A 15,923-nucleotide genomic window follows, 5' to 3' on the forward strand; every position below is an offset into this window, starting at 1 on the left:
ACGCTCGCTCCGGGGTTTCGGGGGCACTGCCGAGTCTTTATGATCCCGGTAGTTGCCACCAGGCCCCCAGCGCTATGTTCCCCTTACTCAATCAGTTCAAACCCTGCGATTTGCCGACGCTGCTGAGCAGTCTGCAGCCCATCGCGACGCTGCTCGACACCCTGGCGGACGTGGTGTTCTTCATCAAGGACAGCGAGGCGCGTTATGTCTTCGTCAACCAGACCCTGGCTCGACGGTGTGGTTTCAAGCACAGCGGGCAACTGCTCGGGCTGACGGCGGACCAGGTCTTCCCGGCACGATTTGGCCCGCTGTACACCGAGCAGGATCGGCGCGTGCTGTCCACCGGCCGTGAACTGGCGGATCAACTGGAACTGCACCTGTATTTCGGCAACCAGCCAGTCTGGTGCCTGACCCACAAACTCGCCCTGCATGACGAACAAGGGCGGATCGTCGGCCTCGCCGGCATTTCCCGCGACCTGCAACTGCCCCAGTCCAACCATCCGGCGTTCCAGAAACTGGCAGCGGTGGACGCACACATTCGCCGTCATTTCGCCCGACCGATCAGCCTTGCTGAACTGACGGCCATCGCCGGTTTCTCTGTGGCGCAACTGGAACGCCATTGCAAACGGGTGTTCCAGCTCACGCCACGGCAGATGATCCACAAATCCCGCCTGGAAGAAGGCTCGCGCCTGTTGCTCGACACCGACCTGCCGATCACCGAAATCGCTCTGCGCTGCGGCTACACCGACCACAGTGCGTTCAGCCGCCAATTCCGCGCCCTCACCAGTCTTTCGCCCAGCCAGTACCGCGATAGCCGTCGTTAAAATGTTCCTTTAAGGGGCGCTGCGCACCCTGCGTGCTCCCTTCCGTAACACCTCCTCGACCAACACCGTCGTAGCGTTGCCCCGCTCGCTTGCGCTGAGCCGCCCTGCTTCAAGGGTTGGCAAAAATTCGGCGGTAAACGCAAAAACGGCACGGCCATTGCTATTGTTAATATCGTATACGAAATCCCCAATACGATATTCAACAGCACATCCACAGAACGAGGCCTCTATGAAAAACCCCGCATTTGCCGTAGCCCTCAGCGCTGTTCTCAGTACCTCCTTCATTGCCACCGCGCAGGCTGACAAGCTCGACGACATTATCGGTTCCGGCAAGCTGCGCTGCGCCGTGACCCTGGACTTCCCGCCCATGGGTTTCCGCGATGCCAGCAACGCTCCTGCCGGTTTCGACGTGGACTATTGCAACGACCTGGCGAAGATCCTCGGGGTCGAGGCCGAAGTGGTGGAAACGCCGTTCCCGGACCGCATTCCGGCGCTGATCTCCGGACGGGCTGACGTGATCGTCGCCTCGACCTCCGACACCCTCGAACGGGCCAAGACCGTTGGCCTGACCGTGCCGTACTTCGCCTTCCAGATGGTCGTGCTGACCCGCGACAACACTGGCATCAACAGCTTCAACGACATCAAGGGCAAAGCGCTGGGCAACACCAGCGGCACTTTTGAGGCCATCGCGCTGGAGGGCGATGTGAAGAAATGGGGCAGCGGCACCTTCCGCGCCTACCAGTCACAAAACGACACGCTGCTGGCGGTGGCCCAGGGTCACATCGACGCCACGGTGGTGACCAATACCGTCGCCGCCGCGACGATCAAGTCGGGCAAATACAAAAACCTGAAAATCGCCGGCAACGCGCCTTACACCATCGACTACGTGTCCCTGGGTGCCAAGCGCAATGAGTACGGCCTGCTCAACTACCTCAACCTGTTCGTCAACCAGCAGGTGCGCAGCGGTCGCTACAACGAGTTGTTCACCAAATGGGTCGGCACTGAAATCCCGCCGACCGACCTGACCGTGCCAAAGGTCTACTACTAAGGTGTCCGGCATGCCTGGGTCCACTGCTCTCATTGGTCGTAACCTGGTCCCGGGCTCCGCCCAGGGCGCGCTGCTGTTTGCCGATGTCGGGCTGAGCTTCTGGGGCGGCGTCGACCCTTGTACGGGTGAAGTCATCGACCGCCACCATCCGCTCAGCGGCGAACATCTGCACGGTCGTGTGCTGGCCATTCCCAGTGGTCGCGGTTCGTGTACCGGCAGCAGCGTGCTGATGGAGTTGATCAGCAACGGTCATGCTCCGGCCGCTTTGGTCCTGGCCGAAGCCGATGAGATCCTGACCTTGGGCGTGCTGGTGGCGCAGACCATTTTCGAGCGCTCCCTGCCGGTGCTGTGCATCGGCCGGGAGGCCTTTGCTACCTTGCGCGGCAAAGCCTTCGCCCGAGTCGAAGGCGCCTCGCTGGCGATGTTCGATCACGTGCCCATCGATGGCTGGCAGCCAACCGAAACACTTATGCACACAGGTGAAACCAACGAGTCGATTGAGCTCACCGGGTTCGACCGCTCGCTGCTCGACGGCGAGCATGGCAAAGCCGCGCAGATGGCCATGCAGATTGTCCTGCGCATGGCCGAACTGCAAGGCGCCCACCAACTGGTGGATATCGCTCAGGCCCACATCGACGGTTGTATTTACACGGGACCGGCGAGCCTGCGCTTTGCCGAACAACTGGTGCACTGGGGCGCAAAGGTTCGCGTGCCCACCACCCTCAATTCAATTTCCGTGGACCAGCGCCGCTGGCGAGCGTTGGGCATCGACCCGTTGCTCGGCGAACCGGCCAGTGCCTTGGGCGATGCCTACATGGCGATGGGTGCGCAGCTAAGTTTCACCTGCGCCCCCTACTTGCTCGACACCGCACCGAAGGCCGGCGAGCAGATCGTCTGGGCCGAATCCAACGCGGTGGTCTACGCCAACAGCGTGCTCGGTGCGCGCACGTTGAAGTACCCGGACTATCTGGATATCTGCATCGCCCTGACCGGCCGCGCGCCGCTGATCGGTTGTCATCTGGAAGCGCCACGCAAAGCCCGCCTGCGCATTGAATTACCGGAATTGGGCGAACTCGACGATGCGTTTTACCCCTTGCTCGGCTACCACATCGGAGCCCTCGCGGGCAGCCGGATCCCGCTGGTGTTCGGGCTGGAACAGTACCAGCCAGACCTCGACGATCTGAAAGCCTTCGGTGCGGCGTTCGCCACCACGTCGGCCGCGCCGTTATTTCATATCGCCGGGGTCACACCGGAAGCACTCGACCCTGCACAAGCGCTGGAAGCCGACGTCCCGGTGCCTGTGGAAACAATCCGCCTGGCGGACCTGCTGGGCAGTTGGCGCGAGCTCAACAGTGCCCGTGACAACCACGTGGAGGTGGTCTCGCTGGGTAACCCGCACTTCTCGCTCAGCGAGTTCGCCCGACTCGCGCGGCTGTGTCACGGCCGGCACAAACACCCCGAGGTGGTGCTCGCCATCACGTGCGGTCGTGCGGTGCTGGAACAGGCGCGTGACGCCGGACACATCGGCGTCATTGAAGCCTTCGGCGCCACCCTGGTGACGGACACCTGCTGGTGCATGCTCGGCGAGCCGGTGATCCCGCCAGCCGCCACAACCTTAATGACCAACTCGGGCAAATACGCCCATTACGCACCCGGTCTGGTGGGGCGAAAAGTGCACTTCGCCAGCCTCGCCGAGTGCGTTGAATCCGCTTGCACTGGCAGCGCCAGCGGGCGACTGCCGAGCTGGTTGCAACCTGCCTTGCTGATGGAGAGCCTCGCGCATGTTTGATTACACCTTCCAATGGCGCGCCACCCTGCGCGCCTTGCCGGACATGCTCGCCGGTGCCTGGGTCACGTTCGAGACCGCCGCGCTGTCGATGATTTTCGGCGTACTGATCGCCCTGGCCCTGACAGTCATGCGTGAAACCAGACACCCGCTGCTACGCGGTATCGGCAACGGCTGGGTGTCGATTGCCCGTAATACCCCGTCGCTGTTCCAGATCTACATCCTGTACTTCGGCCTCGGCTCAATGGGCCTGCACGTCAGTTCCTGGCTCGCGCTGTTGGCCGGGATCACCTTCAACAATGCCGGCTATCTCGCGGAAAACTTTCGCGGCGGGCTCAAGGCAGTGCCCGGCACACAAGTGCGGGCTGCGCGCTCGCTGGGCATGAGTGCCTTCCAGGCCTACCGGATGATCATCGTCCCGCAACTGTTGCGGATCGTGTTCTACCCGTTGAGCAACCAGATGGTCTGGGCGGTGTTGATGACGTCGCTGGGGGTGATTGTCGGGCTCAACAACGATCTCACCGGCGTGACCCAGGACTACAACGTCAAGACGTTCCGCACCTTCGAATATTTCACCATCGCCGCGGTGCTGTATTACCTGATTGCCAAGGCGATCGTCGCGACGGCCCGGCTGATGGCCTGGCGGCTGTTCCGTTACTGAGGACGTGACTATGTTTTCCACCGGTTTTTCCTGGAACGACCTGCTGTTCCTGCTTAACGGCGCCTGGATCACGCTGCAACTGACTTGCTGGGCGATCCTGCTCGGCACATTCGCCGGGCTGGTGTTCGGCCTGCTGCGTGCGCTGTTGCCACGGGCCAGCCTGCCACTGGCATGGGTACTGGACGTGTTTCGCAGCGTGCCGCTGCTGATCCAGTTCGTGCTGTTCAACTCGCTCAAGAGCATCGTCGGCCTGAACATCAGTGCTTTCAGCGTGGGCTGCATCGTGCTCGGGGTTTACGCCGCCGCGTACTTCACCGAGATCGTGCGCGGCGGCGTGCTGTCGGTACCGCTGACCTTGCGCCGGGCCAGCCGTTCACTGGGCCTGAGTTTCTTCCAGGACCTGCGCTGGATCGTCCTGCCGATGGCCTCGCGGGTAGCCTTCCCCGGCTGGCTGAACCTGGTGCTCGGGGTGATGAAAGACACCGCGCTGGTGATGTGGATCGGCATCGTCGAACTGCTGCGCGCCTCGCAAACCATCGTGACCCGCATTCAGGAACCGCTGCTGGTGCTGTGCATCGCGGGCCTTATCTACTACGTCATGAGCCTGGTGGTCGCACGCCTCGGCGCTCGTCTGGAAAGAAGGTGGCAAGAAAATGATTGAGATCGACAACGTACACAAATCCTTCGGCGACCTTGATGTGGTCAAGGGTGTCAGCCTGACCGTGAACAAGGGCGAAGTGGTGTCCATCATCGGCGGCTCCGGCTCGGGAAAATCGACCCTGCTGATGTGCATCAATGGCCTGGAACCGATCCAGAAAGGCAACATCCGCGTGGATGGCGTCGAGGTGCATCACCGCGCAACCGACCTCAATCACCTGCGGCAGAAAATCGGCATCGTGTTCCAGCAATGGAATGCCTTCCCGCACCTGACCGTGCTGGAAAACGTGATGCTCGCACCGCGCAAGGTCCTGGGCAAAAGCAAGGCCGAAGCCGAGGCGCTGGCCGTGCAGCAACTGACTCACGTTGGCCTGGGCGACAAGCTCAAGGTGTTCCCCGGCAAGCTTTCGGGCGGCCAGCAACAACGCATGGCCATTGCCCGCGCCTTGGCGATGTCACCGGACTACATGCTGTTCGACGAAGCCACCTCGGCCCTCGATCCACAATTGGTCGGCGAAGTGCTGGACACCATGCGCATGCTCGCCGAAGACGGCATGACCATGGTGCTGGTGACGCACGAGATCCGCTTCGCCCGGGACGTGTCCGACCGCGTGGCGTTCTTTCGCAACGGCCTGGTGCATGAGATTGGTTCGCCGGATCAGGTGATTGGTAATCCGGTGCATGCGGAAACTGCTGCGTTTTTGAAGTCGGTGAAATAACGGATGGCCCCATCGCCGGCAAGCCGGTCTCGCTCCCACAGTGTTTTGTGAGCGCCACAGATCCCTGTGGGAGCGAGACCGGCTTGCCGGCGATGAGGCCCGAACAGACAAAACAAGGAGCAAACCATGCGCTCATCAAAAGTGATTCATGTAGTCAGCTGCCACGCCGAAGGCGAAGTCGGCGACGTGATTGTCGGCGGCGTCGCACCACCGCCCGGTGCCACAGTCTGGGAACAATCACGCTGGATCGCCAGGGATGAAACCCTGCGCAACTTCGTGCTCAACGAGCCGCGTGGCGGGGTGTTTCGCCACGTCAACCTGCTGGTGCCGGCCAAGGACCCGCGGGCGCACATGGCCTGGATCATCATGGAACCGGCGGATACCCCGCCGATGTCCGGCTCCAATTCCCTGTGCGTGGCCACCGTGTTGCTCGACACCGGTATTGTGCCAATGACCGAACCGCAAACCCGGCTGGTGCTCGAAGCCCCCGGCGGCCTGATCGAAGCCGTGGCCGATTGCCGTGACGGCAAGGTCGAACGGGTGGAAATCAAAAACGTGCCGTCCTTCGCCGATCGCCTCGACGCGTGGATCGAAGTGGAAGGTGTCGGCTCCCTCAAAGTCGATACCGCCTATGGCGGTGACAGCTTTGTGATCGCCGATGCCAGGGAACTGGGTTTTTCAATCCGCCCCGATGAAGCCGCCGACCTGGTGGCGGTCGGGCTGAAAATCACCCGTGCCGCCAACGAGCAATTGGGCTTTGTGCATCCGTTGAACCCTGAGTGGTCACACATTTCCTTTTGCCAGATCGCCGCGCCCGTCGTCCACGAGAACGGCATTGCCACCGGCGCCAACGCGGTGGTGATTCAACCGGGCAAGATCGACCGCTCGCCGACCGGCACGGGTTGCTCGGCGCGCATGGCGGTGTTGCACGCCAAGGGTTTGATGCGCGTTGGCGAGCGCTTTATCGGTCGCTCGATTATCGGCTCCGAATTCCACTGTCGGATTGACTCGCTGACCGAAGTGGCCGGACGCCCCGCTATCTACCCCTGCATTTCCGGCCGGGCCTGGATTACCGGCACCCATCAATTGCTGCTCGATCCAAACGATCCGTGGCCACAAGGCTATCGACTGTCAGACACCTGGCCCGGTGCCTGAACACTCTGAAGCACTGACCACCCCGACCGACGGCTGACAAAAACCCCACAAACCTGAAAAAAGCACTAGCCGAATTTTTTCATTTTAAATATCGTATACGAAATACAATAAACAACCCGGAGGCAACAATGAGCAAGCGAATTAACTGGAGTGGCGTCTTCCCCGCGGTGACCACTCAATTCAACGATGACTTCTCGATCAACCTGGATAAAACCCATCAGGTGATTTCCAACGTGATCCGCGACGGCGTGTCGGGCCTGGTGGTTTGCGGCTCGGTCGGCGAGAACACTTCGCTGACCGCTGAAGAAAAAATCGCCGTGACCGAAGTCGCGGTCGATGCCTCGCGCGGCCGTGTGCCCGTGATTTGCGGTGTGGCCGAATTCACCAGTGTGCAAGCGGCCAAGGTCGCCAACGCCGTGCGCAAGGTCGGTGTCGATGGCGTGATGCTGATGCCGGCGCTGGTCTACGGTTCCAAGCCGTTCGAAACGGCCGAGCATTACCGCTACGTGGCGAAAAACGCCGACGTGCCGTTGATGGTCTACAACAACCCGCCGATCTACAAAAACGACGTGACCCCGGACATCCTGATTGCCCTGGCCGACTGCGACAACGTGGTGTGCTTCAAGGATTCCTCTGGCGACACCCGCCGCTTCATCGACATCCGCAACGAAGTGGGTGACCGTTTTGTGTTGTTCGCCGGCCTCGACGATGTGGTGCTGGAAAGCCTCGCCGTGGGTGCTGAAGGCTGGGTGTCGGGCATGTCCAACGTGTTCCCGAAAGAAGGCGAAACCATCTTCCGCCTGGCCAAGGCCGGACGTTATGCCGAAGCCATGCCGATCTACGAATGGCTGATGCCGATCCTGCACCTCGACGCCCGCGCCGACCTGGTGCAGTGCATCAAGCTGTGCGAAGCCATCGCCGGTCGCGGCAGTGCGCTGACCCGTCCGCCACGCCTGGCCCTGCCGGAAGAAGATCGGCTCTTCGTCGAGCAGATCATGGCCAAGGCCCTGGCCAACCGTCCGCACTTGCCGGACGTCGGTCTCTGAGTGATTGCCGGGCGGGGCTTTGCGGCCCCGGCCCGGCTACCTGTTTTTGCGCCCCTACAGGAAACGCCAGCATGCCCAACGCTCAACACGTTCACCGCGCAACCACACCTTCGGGACTCAAGCGCGTCGTGGCCGCCGCCATGGCCGGCACAGTCGCCGAATGGTATGAATTCTTCCTTTATGGCACCGCGTCGGCACTGGTCTTCGGCCAGTTGTTCTTCCGCCAGACCGACAGCCCCATCGATGGCATCATCGCCGCTTTCGCCCTGTACGCCGTGGGCTTTCTCGCCCGCCCGTTGGGTGGCCTGGTGTTCGGTCACTACGGCGACAAGTACGGCCGCAAGCGCCTGCTGCAACTGAGCCTGGTGGTGGTCGGTATCACCACCTTCTTGATGGGTTGCCTGCCCGGTTTCAACCAGATCGGCTATGCCGCACCAGTGTTGCTGGTGCTGCTGCGGCTGATCCAGGGTTTCGCGTTTGGCGGCGAATGGGGCGGTGCGATTCTACTGGTGTCCGAGCATTGCCCGGACAATCGCCGAGGTTTCTGGGCCAGTTGGCCGCAAGCCGGTGTGCCGGCCGGCAACCTGGTGGCGACGGTTGCGCTGCTACTGTTGTCGTCGAACCTGTCGGAGGAGCAATTCCTCGCCTGGGGCTGGCGCGTGGCGTTCTGGTTCTCGGCCTTCGTGGTACTGATCGGCTACTGGATTCGCACCAGCGTCGATGACGCGCCGATTTTCAAGGAAGCCCAGGCCCGTCAGGCGCAGACCAAGCAACAGCAACTGGGCGTGGTCGAAGTGCTGCGTCACCACTGGCGTTCGGTACTGGTCGGTATTGGCGCGCGGTTTGCCGAAAACATCCTCTACTACACCGTCGTGACGTTCTCGATTACCTATCTGAAACTGGTGGTGCACAAGGACACGTCCGAAATTCTGCTGCTGATGTTCGGCGCGCACCTGCTGCATTTCTTCATGATTCCGTTGATGGGTTATCTGTCTGACCTGGTCGGGCGAAAACCGGTGTACCTGACCGGCGCGATCCTCACGGCGTTCTGGGGTTTCATCGGCTTCCCGATGATGGACACCGGCAACAACTGGCTGATCATGGCGGCCATCACCCTGGGCCTGGCCATCGAGTCGATGACCTACGCGCCCTACTCCGCGCTGATGGCGGAAATGTTCCCGACCCACGTGCGCTACACCGCGTTGTCCCTGTGCTATCAGGTGGCGCCGATCTTCGCCGGCTCCCTCGCTCCGCTGATTGCGATCACCTTGCTCAACAAGTACCACAGCTCGACACCGATCGCGTTTTACCTGGTCGGCGCGTCGCTGATCTCCATCATTGCGGTCGGCCTGACCCGTGAGACGCGTGGCAAGTCGTTGCACCTGGTGGACAGCGAATCTGCCGCGCGCATCGCCGCCCTGAACGACGCCGAACCGGTGGCCGCACGCCGCAGCGATTCCTTGGCCTGACGCCGCAGACCTGTAGGAGCGAAGCTTGCTCGCGAAGACGATGTGTCAGCTGACATCTCTGTTGAATGTATTACCGCCTTCGCGAGCAAGCTTCGCTCCTACAGATCCAGTCCCCAACATTCCGACAGGAGCTTTTCATGCCCCAGATCATCGGCCACAACTACATCGGCGGTGCAAGCAGTGCCGCTGGCAAGATCACCGTGCGCAGCCACGACGCCACTACCGGTGAAGCGCTGCCCTACGCGTTCATGCAGGCCACCAACGAAGAAGTCGACGCCGCCGCCCAGGCTGCCGCAGCCGCCTACCCGACCTTTCGCACGTTGTCGGCTATTCGCCGTGCGGAGTTTCTCGAAGCCATCGCCACGCAACTGGAGGCACTGGACGATGATTTCATCGCTCTGGTGACCCGCGAGACGGCGCTGCCGAACGGACGCATTCTGGGTGAGCGCACGCGCACCAGCAGCCAGATGCGCCTGTTTGCGCAAGTCCTGCGCCGTGGCGATTTTTATGCGGCACGCATCGACCGGGCCCTGCCCGAGCGTCAGCCACTACCACGAGCTGATTTGCGCCAATACCGGATCGGCGTCGGCCCGGTCGCGGTGTTCGGTGCGAGCAATTTCCCGCTGGCATTCTCAACCGCCGGTGGCGATACCGCTGCCGCCCTGGCCGCCGGTTGCCCGGTGGTGTTCAAGGCCCACAGCGGGCATATGGCGACGGCCGAACTCGTGGCCGACGCGATCATCCGTGCCGCCGAGCAGACTGACATGCCCAAGGGTGTGTTCAACATGATCTACGGTTCTGGCGTGGGCGAAACCCTGGTCAAACATCCGGCGATTCAGGCGGTCGGTTTCACGGGGTCACTCAAGGGTGGCCGCGCGCTGTGCGACATGGCCGCGGCACGAGCGCAGCCGATTCCCGTGTTCGCCGAAATGAGCAGCATCAATCCAGTGCTGGTATTGCCCGAAGCACTGCAAGTGCGGGGCGAGAAAATTGCCAGCGAACTCGCCGCCTCCGTGGTGCTCGGCTGTGGCCAGTTCTGCACAAACCCGGGACTGGTGATCGGTATTCGCTCACCAGCGTTCAGCGCCTTCACCCAATCGCTGAGCGCCGTGATGGACGGGCAACCGGGGCAGACCATGCTCAACTTCGGCACGCTCGACAGCTACGCCAACGGTGTGCAGGCGTTGCACGCGCACCCGAACATCACTCACCTGGCCGGTCGCGATCAACAGGGCACACAGGCGCAGCCGCAACTGTTCAAGGCTGACGTGAGTCTGTTGTTCGATGGCGACCCGCTGTTGCAAGAAGAAGTGTTCGGTCCGGCGACAGTGTTGGTGGAAGTGGCCGACAAAGCCGAACTGCAACGGGCACTTCAGCACTTGCACGGGCAACTCACGGCCACGCTGATTGCTGAAGCCGGCGACCTGCAAAATCACCCCGGGCTGTTACCGCTGCTGGAGCAAAAAGTTGGCCGGGTGTTGTTCAACGGTTACCCGACCGGCGTCGAAGTCTGCGATGCGATGGTGCATGGCGGGCCTTATCCGGCCACCTCAGATGCGCGCGGCACCTCGGTCGGCAGCCTCGCCATCGAGCGTTTCCTGCGCCCTGTGTGCTATCAGAACTGTCCCGACGCGCTTCTGCCCGACCCGCTGAAAAATGCCAACCCGCTGGGCATCGCTCGCCTGGTCGATGGCAGCAGTCAACGCACGCCCCTGTAAAAAAAGCGCCACCGGTTTACCGGTGGCGCACGCTCTCACTCATCCCAGCAGCGCTTTCAGATCGTTGTACAACGCCTCGGGAATCTCGACGCCCTCCACCAGGCTACGCGCTCGCGCCTCATAGCGCCGTTGCGAGGGCAACCGTGCGCCCTGCCCTTCAATACTCTCAAACAAGACCTCGGCACGGGCCAGATGCTGCTCGGTGGCTTCACCGAGAAAACGTCGTGGATCAAGGGCAATGATCAACTCGCCGTGGTACGGCGACGACTTGCTGCCGGCGTCGTAAGCCAGTGACTCAGCGCTGGTCAGGTCGCCGATCAACGGCCCCGCGATCAGCTCCACCATGGCCGCCAGCGCCGAGCCTTTGTGCCCACCGAACGTCAGCATCGCACCCGCATCGAGCACCACGTTGGCATCGGTGCTGGGCTGGCCCTGCGCGTCCACACCCCAGCCCGCGGGAAGCGCTTTGCCGGCACGCCGGTGCAACTCGATATCGCCACGGGCAATCGCGCTGGTGGCGAAGTCGAACACAAACGGATCCTTGCCCGAGCGTGGCCAGCCGAACGCAATGGGATTGGTGCCGAACACCGGCTGGCTGCCGCCCGCTGGCGCCACCCAGGCATGACTGGGATTGCAGGCCAATGCCACGAGGCCGGCCGCCGTCAGTTGCTCGATCTCAACCCACAGCGCAGAAAAATGTACGCAGCGATTGATTGCCAGCGCAGCGATACCGTTCGCCCGGGCTTTCTGCGCCAACAACGGCAGCCCCGCCTGGAACGCCAATTGTGAAAAACCACCCGCCGCGTCCACGCGCACGATCGAAGGCGCTTGATCAATGACCTGCGGCTCGGCATCGGCCGCCACTTTGCCTGCCCTGAGTGAATTGACGCAGCCCAGGATCCGATACAAACCATGGGAGGCGCAGCCATCGCGCTCGCCGGCAATCACTGTGGCTGTCACCGCCTGAGCGTGGGCAAGGTTGAAACCGTTGTGCAGCAAGATCGATTCGGCCAGCTCGCGAGCTTCGGCCAGGGACAGACGGATCATAATCATCTCCTTGAACAGACCGTCCAGCCTGACCCGTTCCAGCCGTCACGGCTTGATCGCTTTAGGCCGACGCCATGACGAATTCGGCACATATGGATCATTGCGATGCGTCTTTGCATTGGTTCGGCATCGTCGGCCATCATTCGCTGCAAAACCGCAAAAAAATCAAAAAAACCGCCCCTCAACGCGTTGTTTTACCGTAGCCTCGTCCCCCATCCTGAACGCCAAACTTGAACCCTGCACACGGCCACTAACTGTTTTCCCATGCGCAAACTTCTGTACCTGACTTTCTCCATGGCATTGATTGCCGCCCTGACGACCTACGCCATGTGGGCCGCGGATCGTCCGGCGGGTCATTACCTGTCGGACTTGCGCATCGATCTCGCCATCGATCAGGGAACGCCTGCCGATCGTGGCAACCTGCTGGGTATCCAGCCCGAACTGTTTCCCACCGACTACCAAAGCACCGACCGCTTGCACCGCAAACTCGCGGCTTATTTGCAGAAAGCCCAGGAACAGGGGCTGCTGAATGAAAAAACCATCGTCGTGCTGCCCGAACATGTCGGCACCTGGCTGATGGTCAGCGGCGAGAAAGACGAGTTGTATCAAGCCACCACGCTCAAGGAAGCCATGAACTGGCTGGCGGTGAGCAACCCGTTGAAGTTCATCCGCGCGCTGATCGGCGCCAAGGGTGACAACCGCCTCGACGATGCGCACCTGCGCATGAAAGCCAAGAGCATGGCCAAGGATTACCAGGCCCTGTTTGGTGGGCTGGCAAAGGAATTTCACGTGACGCTCGTGGCGGGCTCCATCGTGCTGCCCGAGCCGAGCATCATCGACGGCACGCTGAAAATCGGCCGCGGTGCGCTGTACAACAGCAGCGTGGTGTTCGGCCGCGACGGGCTGCCGATTGGCCAGCCACAGCGCCAGATGCACCCGATCGTCGATGAAAGCGATGTGATCCAGGCCAATGGCGAACACACGCTCAATGTCGTCGACACCCCGGCCGGACGCCTGGGCGTGTTGATCGGCAGCGACAGCTGGTACCCGGACAACTACCGCCAACTCGACGATCAGGGCGCGCAGCTGGTCGCGGTCCCGGCGTTCGTCATCGGTCGCGGCGCCTGGGACAAGCCATGGCGCGGCTACAAGGGTCTGTCGACGCCCGATTCCGTCAGCCTCAAGGCTGGCGAACTGAGCGAGGGTCAAGCCTGGCATCGCCTGACGCTGACCGCTCAACCGCCCGCCAGCCAGGCCATCGCCGGCATGAGCGTGTTCCTGCGCGGGCAGTTCTGGGATCAGGGCAGCGCAGGGCAAAGTTTTCTCAGCAGCAACGGACAGCATTTCGCCGGTGGAAACTTCCGTGGCGCGCGCTTGCTGAACCTTTGGTTGTAAACCATGAAACCGTTGCCGATGCGTCTGGGCGATCTGTCGGTGGGCTTTGTTCACAGCCTGGCCGACGCGGTGCGCAGTCACGGCATCGATCCTCAGCCCCTGCTCGACCAGTATGGCCTGGACCCCGCCCGGCTTGGCGAAGCCTGCGCCCGGCTGTCGATCCCGCGCTACATGCGCCTGGGCCACAGCGCCATCCAACTGACCGCCGACCCGGCACTGGGTTTACGCATGGGCCAGCTCAGCCGCCTGAGCCAGGCCGGCCTCGCCGGGGTTACCGCCGCGCAGGCACCGACAGTACGCGAAGCGGCACGTTGCCTGATTCGCTTCGAAGCCTTGTACGGCTCCAACTATCGCGGTCAATCGAGCTTCCACGAAGATGCCCAAGGCGCGTGGCTGCGGTTCTATTCCATCAGTCCTTACAACGCCTATAACCGCTTCGTGGTGGATTCGATCATCGCCGGCTGGTTGCAACAATTGTCCAGCGTCAGCCCTGTTCCCTTGAGCGCTGAGCGCATCGAGATCGAGTTCGACGAGCCGGATTACCGGGACGCTTATGCGGTGCTGGGGGATTGCCCGATCCAGTTTGGCGCCGAGCAGAACCAACTGCGCCTGAGTCTGGCCAGCCTCGCTCAGCGCAACCCGATGCACTGCCCGAGTACGTGGCGACACCTGCTGCAATTGTGTGAACGGGAACTGGAACAACTGACACGCACCCGCAGCCTGCGTGAACGCATCATTCAGTTACTGGGGCCGTTGCTCAATGGTGGCCGGGAACCCGACCTGGAAGAAGTGGCGGCACGCCTGAAGCTGCCTACCTGGACCTTGCGCCGCAAACTCACCGAGGAAGGCACGCAGTTTCGTGCAATTCTCAACGACACTCGTCGCGACCTGGCCATGACCTACATTCGTGACACCGAACTGGCGTTCGGTGAAATCGCCTACCTGCTGGGCTTTGCCTCAGCCGAAGCGTTTCAACGTGCTTTCAAACGCTGGAGCGGTCAGACACCCGGCGAGTTTCGCCGCAGTCACCGCCAGTCGGCCTGACGCTTACAGCTCGGTAGCGTCTTCGGCCGGTTCCAGCGGGTCCAGTTCAAAGGCCTGGAACTCGAGCAGCTCTTCTTGATAATCGTCCATTTTGAATCCCCCATCGCTCATTGAAAAAACGCTTGAATAAATGACCTGCACCTTGAGCATAAAGTGCCCGCGTGAAAGAAAAATGACGCAGGCACGACACTCCGTCGCTACTGAATAAAACGTAGCAGGTGGTCAGGAATTTATCACAGGATTTTTCGATACAGGCCATCGGAATGTGGCCTGGGTTGACGCGGATCAAACTTGAACACGATTCCGGGATCGACAGGCTGCGAGCCGATCCCGGAACGTCAGTCACCGATTATTGGCTGGTCACAGGCATGGCAGGAATCGGTTCGCTCGGAGGAGGTAAATTCGATTGCGCCGGTGGCGTGACGTTTTCCGTCGACGGTGCCGCCGATTCAGCGTTCTCGACCGGTGCAACCGGTGCAGGCTCAGGTGGCGGTGCAACCGGTTCCGCAGCAGGTGCCGGCGCAGGCTCAGCTGCCGGAGCGGGAGCTGGAGCTGATTGAGCGGCAGAGGCCGGCTCAGGCGCCGGTGCGGCCTTGGCTTCAGGCACGCCCAGATCGGTTTTCGGCTTTTCGACGATGTGCGCGGCTTTTTTCGCTTCCGGCGGCAGGAACAATTCGACCAGGGCGAAGAAACGCTCGTAGAACTTAGCCGACGAGACGGTTTCGCTGGCGACCTTGACCATCGAGTCGTCGGACGAGCCGATCGGCATCGATACCGAACCCAACACACCGACACCGAGGCTCGCGGAGTTGTTGGTCTTCTTCAGCGCATAGCGATCCTGCAAGGCGTTGGCGAACATGGTCGCGTGATGGCCTTCGCTGCCATCATCGGCACAGACCACACTGAAGCTGATCTCCATGTGGGTCTCGCCAGTCTGCTGGAAGCTCTTGTGACCACTGATCAGCTTCGGGTCGTTGCTGGTGATGATGTAACCCTGGCTGAGCAACGCGCGACGGGCGGCTTCGCAGGATTGCGCATCGGTGACCGGGTAATTGCGCGAAAAGGTTCCGGAGTCGTCGAAGTTCTCATGCTCATAGATCGGGGCTTTTTTCGAAGAGCAACCGGCCGCGACGGCCAGCACCAACGCCAGCCCAACAACCCGCACGGGAAATGATTTAAACATTGAACATCCTGAGAAAAACGGTCCGGGGCGTATTGTGCAACAGATCGATGCTTAGCGTCGCATCGATTAGTGTCTTGAAACAGTTACAAGTGTAATGACTGCCATTTACAGGAAAAAGTCGCCCGGAAAAACCTCAGCCGACGGACAGTCCCTGCCCGCTTTTTCTGTGCC

The 15,923-nt window shown here is 61.5% G+C and carries 14 protein-coding genes; 12 read left to right on the forward strand and 2 right to left on the reverse strand.

From position 1 onward, the window contains the following. Positions 1 to 74 precede the first annotated feature (74 nt). The 10 genes from KGA82_RS15015 to KGA82_RS15060 all read left to right on the forward strand — a co-directional run bounded on the left by KGA82_RS15015 (position 75) and on the right by KGA82_RS15060 (position 11,083). Positions 75 to 824, forward strand: coding sequence for an AraC family transcriptional regulator (locus tag KGA82_RS15015; protein ID WP_192229187.1), 750 nt, complete (start codon positions 75 to 77; stop codon positions 822 to 824). A gap of 229 nt (positions 825 to 1,053) precedes the next feature. Beyond that, positions 1,054 to 1,872, forward strand: a complete 819-nt coding sequence (locus tag KGA82_RS15020; protein ID WP_008024648.1) for a transporter substrate-binding domain-containing protein — start codon at positions 1,054 to 1,056, stop codon at positions 1,870 to 1,872. A gap of 10 nt (positions 1,873 to 1,882) precedes the next feature. Beyond that, entirely contained in the window at positions 1,883 to 3,661 is a 1,779-nt protein-coding gene (locus tag KGA82_RS15025) for an aconitase X (protein WP_223451018.1), read from the forward strand. Continuing rightward, positions 3,654 to 4,319: an amino acid ABC transporter permease gene (locus KGA82_RS15030; protein WP_008024646.1), complete on the forward strand. Its 666-nt coding sequence runs from the start codon at positions 3,654 to 3,656 to the stop codon at positions 4,317 to 4,319. The genes KGA82_RS15025 and KGA82_RS15030 overlap by 8 nt, the downstream gene beginning before the upstream one ends. A gap of 10 nt (positions 4,320 to 4,329) precedes the next feature. After that, positions 4,330 to 4,980, forward strand: a complete 651-nt coding sequence (locus tag KGA82_RS15035; protein ID WP_008024645.1) for an amino acid ABC transporter permease — start codon at positions 4,330 to 4,332, stop codon at positions 4,978 to 4,980. Continuing rightward, on the forward strand, positions 4,973 to 5,695 hold the full coding sequence (locus KGA82_RS15040; RefSeq protein WP_008042626.1) for an amino acid ABC transporter ATP-binding protein: 723 nt from the start codon (positions 4,973 to 4,975) through the stop codon (positions 5,693 to 5,695). The genes KGA82_RS15035 and KGA82_RS15040 overlap by 8 nt, the downstream gene beginning before the upstream one ends. 126 nt (positions 5,696 to 5,821) lie before the next feature. After that, complete coding sequence (locus KGA82_RS15045; RefSeq protein WP_008024643.1) at positions 5,822 to 6,850, forward strand: trans-3-hydroxy-L-proline dehydratase; 1,029 nt, start codon at positions 5,822 to 5,824, stop codon at positions 6,848 to 6,850. Between the two features lie 128 nt (positions 6,851 to 6,978). Beyond that, a complete protein-coding gene (locus KGA82_RS15050) occupies positions 6,979 to 7,896 on the forward strand; it encodes a dihydrodipicolinate synthase family protein (RefSeq protein WP_008042630.1) in 918 nt (305 codons plus the stop codon). Positions 7,897 to 7,967: 71 nt separating this feature from the next. Next, the gene (gene abaF, locus KGA82_RS15055) at positions 7,968 to 9,365 is read left to right on the forward strand and encodes a fosfomycin efflux MFS transporter AbaF (RefSeq protein WP_223451020.1); all 1,398 of its coding nucleotides are present in this window, start codon (positions 7,968 to 7,970) and stop codon (positions 9,363 to 9,365) included. A 137-nt stretch (positions 9,366 to 9,502) separates the two neighbouring features. Continuing rightward, complete coding sequence (locus tag KGA82_RS15060; RefSeq protein ID WP_223451022.1) at positions 9,503 to 11,083, forward strand: aldehyde dehydrogenase (NADP(+)); 1,581 nt, start codon at positions 9,503 to 9,505, stop codon at positions 11,081 to 11,083. Between the two features lie 39 nt (positions 11,084 to 11,122). Here the strand turns inward: KGA82_RS15060 and KGA82_RS15065 are convergent, their stop codons facing one another. After that, complete coding sequence (locus KGA82_RS15065) at positions 11,123 to 12,130, reverse strand: Ldh family oxidoreductase (RefSeq protein ID WP_223451024.1); 1,008 nt, start codon at positions 12,128 to 12,130, stop codon at positions 11,123 to 11,125. A gap of 264 nt (positions 12,131 to 12,394) precedes the next feature. Here KGA82_RS15065 and KGA82_RS15070 point away from each other — a divergent pair, with 264 nt between their 5' ends. After that, positions 12,395 to 13,525: a carbon-nitrogen hydrolase family protein gene (locus KGA82_RS15070; RefSeq protein ID WP_223451025.1), complete on the forward strand. Its 1,131-nt coding sequence runs from the start codon at positions 12,395 to 12,397 to the stop codon at positions 13,523 to 13,525. 3 nt (positions 13,526 to 13,528) lie between these two features. Then, positions 13,529 to 14,569, forward strand: coding sequence for an AraC family transcriptional regulator (locus tag KGA82_RS15075; RefSeq protein ID WP_223451026.1), 1,041 nt, complete (start codon positions 13,529 to 13,531; stop codon positions 14,567 to 14,569). Positions 14,570 to 14,918: 349 nt separating this feature from the next. Here the strand turns inward: KGA82_RS15075 and KGA82_RS15080 are convergent, their stop codons facing one another. Continuing rightward, a complete protein-coding gene (locus tag KGA82_RS15080; RefSeq protein WP_207285965.1) occupies positions 14,919 to 15,752 on the reverse strand; it encodes a DUF2242 domain-containing protein in 834 nt (277 codons plus the stop codon). Positions 15,753 to 15,923 lie beyond the last annotated feature (171 nt).

Origin of the sequence: Pseudomonas sp. BF-RE-22 (assembly GCF_019956155.1) — a bacterium.
Lineage (GTDB): Bacteria > Pseudomonadota > Gammaproteobacteria > Pseudomonadales > Pseudomonadaceae > Aquipseudomonas > Aquipseudomonas migulae.

Bases quoted from the DNA above. Each gene is read 5' to 3' on its own strand.
- KGA82_RS15015 (WP_192229187.1), top strand. From the start codon at position 75: ATGTTCCCCTTACTCAATCAGTTCAAACCCTGCGATTTGCCGACGCTG.
- KGA82_RS15020 (WP_008024648.1), top strand. From the start codon at position 1,054: ATGAAAAACCCCGCATTTGCCGTAGCCCTCAGCGCTGTTCTCAGTACC.
- KGA82_RS15025 (WP_223451018.1), top strand. From the start codon at position 1,883: ATGCCTGGGTCCACTGCTCTCATTGGTCGTAACCTGGTCCCGGGCTCC.
- KGA82_RS15030 (WP_008024646.1), top strand. From the start codon at position 3,654: ATGTTTGATTACACCTTCCAATGGCGCGCCACCCTGCGCGCCTTGCCG.
- KGA82_RS15035 (WP_008024645.1), top strand. From the start codon at position 4,330: ATGTTTTCCACCGGTTTTTCCTGGAACGACCTGCTGTTCCTGCTTAAC.
- KGA82_RS15040 (WP_008042626.1), top strand. From the start codon at position 4,973: ATGATTGAGATCGACAACGTACACAAATCCTTCGGCGACCTTGATGTG.
- KGA82_RS15045 (WP_008024643.1), top strand. From the start codon at position 5,822: ATGCGCTCATCAAAAGTGATTCATGTAGTCAGCTGCCACGCCGAAGGC.
- KGA82_RS15050 (WP_008042630.1), top strand. From the start codon at position 6,979: ATGAGCAAGCGAATTAACTGGAGTGGCGTCTTCCCCGCGGTGACCACT.
- abaF (WP_223451020.1), top strand. From the start codon at position 7,968: ATGCCCAACGCTCAACACGTTCACCGCGCAACCACACCTTCGGGACTC.
- KGA82_RS15060 (WP_223451022.1), top strand. From the start codon at position 9,503: ATGCCCCAGATCATCGGCCACAACTACATCGGCGGTGCAAGCAGTGCC.
- KGA82_RS15065 (WP_223451024.1), bottom strand. From the start codon at position 12,130: ATGATCCGTCTGTCCCTGGCCGAAGCTCGCGAGCTGGCCGAATCGATC.
- KGA82_RS15070 (WP_223451025.1), top strand. From the start codon at position 12,395: ATGCGCAAACTTCTGTACCTGACTTTCTCCATGGCATTGATTGCCGCC.
- KGA82_RS15075 (WP_223451026.1), top strand. From the start codon at position 13,529: ATGAAACCGTTGCCGATGCGTCTGGGCGATCTGTCGGTGGGCTTTGTT.
- KGA82_RS15080 (WP_207285965.1), bottom strand. From the start codon at position 15,752: ATGTTTAAATCATTTCCCGTGCGGGTTGTTGGGCTGGCGTTGGTGCTG.